This is a genomic window from [Chlorobium] sp. 445, from assembly GCA_002763895.1.
Lineage (GTDB): Bacteria > Bacteroidota > Chlorobiia > Chlorobiales > Thermochlorobacteraceae > Thermochlorobacter.
The window spans coordinates 1-1528 of the sequence record NSLH01000069.1 but is presented as its reverse complement, the minus strand read 5'-3'; the positions used below and the strand labels follow the sequence as shown (position 1 = coordinate 1528).

At 52.5% G+C, this 1528-nt stretch carries 4 protein-coding genes; 2 read left to right on the top strand and 2 right to left on the bottom strand.

Annotation, left to right across the window (positions count from 1 at the left end):
* Nucleotides 1-283: hypothetical protein (locus CMR00_12740; GenBank protein ID PIO47003.1), on the bottom strand; the 283-nt coding region annotated here is incomplete at its 3' end.
* Between the two features lie 45 nt (nt 284-328).
* Between CMR00_12740 and CMR00_12735 the strand changes: the two genes are divergently transcribed.
* Both CMR00_12735 and CMR00_12730 read left to right on the top strand, forming a co-directional pair.
* The gene (locus CMR00_12735; GenBank protein ID PIO47002.1) at nt 329-670 is read left to right on the top strand and encodes a hypothetical protein; all 342 of its coding nucleotides are present in this window, start codon (nt 329-331) and stop codon (nt 668-670) included.
* Nucleotides 667-942: a hypothetical protein gene (locus CMR00_12730; protein PIO47001.1), complete on the top strand. Its 276-nt coding sequence runs from the start codon at nt 667-669 to the stop codon at nt 940-942. Before CMR00_12735 ends, CMR00_12730 begins: the two co-directional genes overlap by 4 nt.
* Before the next feature lie 217 nt (nt 943-1159).
* On the opposite strand, the gene CMR00_12725 is transcribed toward CMR00_12730, so the two are convergent.
* The gene (locus CMR00_12725) at nt 1160-1348 is read right to left on the bottom strand and encodes a hypothetical protein (protein ID PIO47000.1); all 189 of its coding nucleotides are present in this window, start codon (nt 1346-1348) and stop codon (nt 1160-1162) included.
* Nucleotides 1349-1528 lie beyond the last annotated feature (180 nt).

The following is a 1528-nucleotide window of genomic DNA, read 5'->3' as shown; positions in this document are numbered from 1 at the left end:
AAACTCGCCACTTCACCTTAATGCCTACATGAGCCTCCCAATTTCCTGTCCGTAGAGGATACCCTCTATTGTGGAGCACTTGCGAAATGTAATTTGTGCAATCATTACAGCCGCAACCACTCCCATAATTGGGATAACTCCCATTTCTTCCGTGCGCCCAACTATCGGCATAACTCACCGCTGCGGTTCGATTGTAGCTCCCTGCGCTTGTTTGATGGACTATCAACGCCAACAAGGTAAATGTGGCAAATACAATTGAGATTATGACCTTTGTACGCTGCATAGTGCGCCTCCTACATAAGCTTTAGGTCTTTAACCGCCCAACGGTATGCCGCTCAGCCGCAGCGCAGAGCGAGCGAAGCGAGCGGAGCGCTGTCGGCTTGAGCCGCGTGTTGGGCGGCTTCTTGCACCTATGAAAGTCGCAGTGAAATTGCCCGCCCAGCTGATATTATGGATAACGGTTCACCAACGCACCTTGAGCGTCGTAAAGAGCAGCGGGGTCTGGTTCATTGTCATTCCATATGTTGCCGTCAAAGCCGCAGTTGTACCCGCCACCATTGGGATTGCGAGTCCAGACCCGCAAAGTTTCACCTGGTTGTATTACAACACCTCGCAACTCACATACCTGATTCCCTTTTCCGAAACAAGCCGCCAACCTGTCAAGTCTTGAGGCTGGTTACCCCTGTTCTCCAAATCCACATATTCCTCGATTTTGTTTACTCTCTTGATAATAACCAGCGGCCCACTAACCAAGGTGGGGGTGGCCGTAGGGGCTACTGTTGGTCTTGCCGTCGGCTTGGGCGTGGTGTTTTTGTCGGCAAGGGTGTCGGCGATGGCGTCGCAGTCGGCTGTGGCGTTGGCAATGCCGTTGGTGTTGACATTGCCGTTGGTGGTGGCGTAACTGTCGGCGTCTCAGAAGGGACAGGGGAAGCGTGCGCGTAGGTGAGGGCGTGTATGTCGGCAATAAGCCAATCGCACGCATGGACGTATCAACCATAGCGACGGCAAAGCATCCGCAACAACAGAGAGCAACAGCAAGGGGAACCACGGGCAAGACAAGCCTCTTGCCTGCATAGTAGGTAGGATTTACTCGTATTGAGAGCAGTTTTCGCAACATTGGACACGGCCTCCCCGTTTGAGGGCGTTCACCAGCAAATCCTCATCTTTTTCTTCTAAAGGGGAAGAGAAAGCCTAATATTCCTCTTCCCAACTTCCGTTGAATACCGGACTTGGTTGTTGGGATACCTGTCTTTCGTGCAAATCTGTGCTTAGCACGAGAAATTCCCAGCGCACGTTTCCAGGAAAAAGATAGACCAGGTATTCCGGTGTTGGTTCTCTTTTTAGGCATTTTTCACCTCGCGAGACCTTGATAGAAGCCGCCCAACGGCTCGCGCTTCAGCCGCAGCGCGGAGCGCTGTCGGCTGGAAGCGCTGGTTAGCCAGCGCTCCGTTTTATCTCACCAGTTACCAAATACTCGAACAGCATACCTGGCAACGTTGGGGTCTGCACTTATCAACACCGCTTCTTC

What these genes read in the sequence shown, in the direction of transcription:
- CMR00_12725 (PIO47000.1), bottom strand. Translation starts at nt 1,348, where the DNA reads ATGCCTAAAAAGAGAACCAACACCGGAATACCTGGTCTATCTTTTTCC.
- CMR00_12735 (PIO47002.1), top strand. Translation starts at nt 329, where the DNA reads ATGCCGCTCAGCCGCAGCGCAGAGCGAGCGAAGCGAGCGGAGCGCTGT.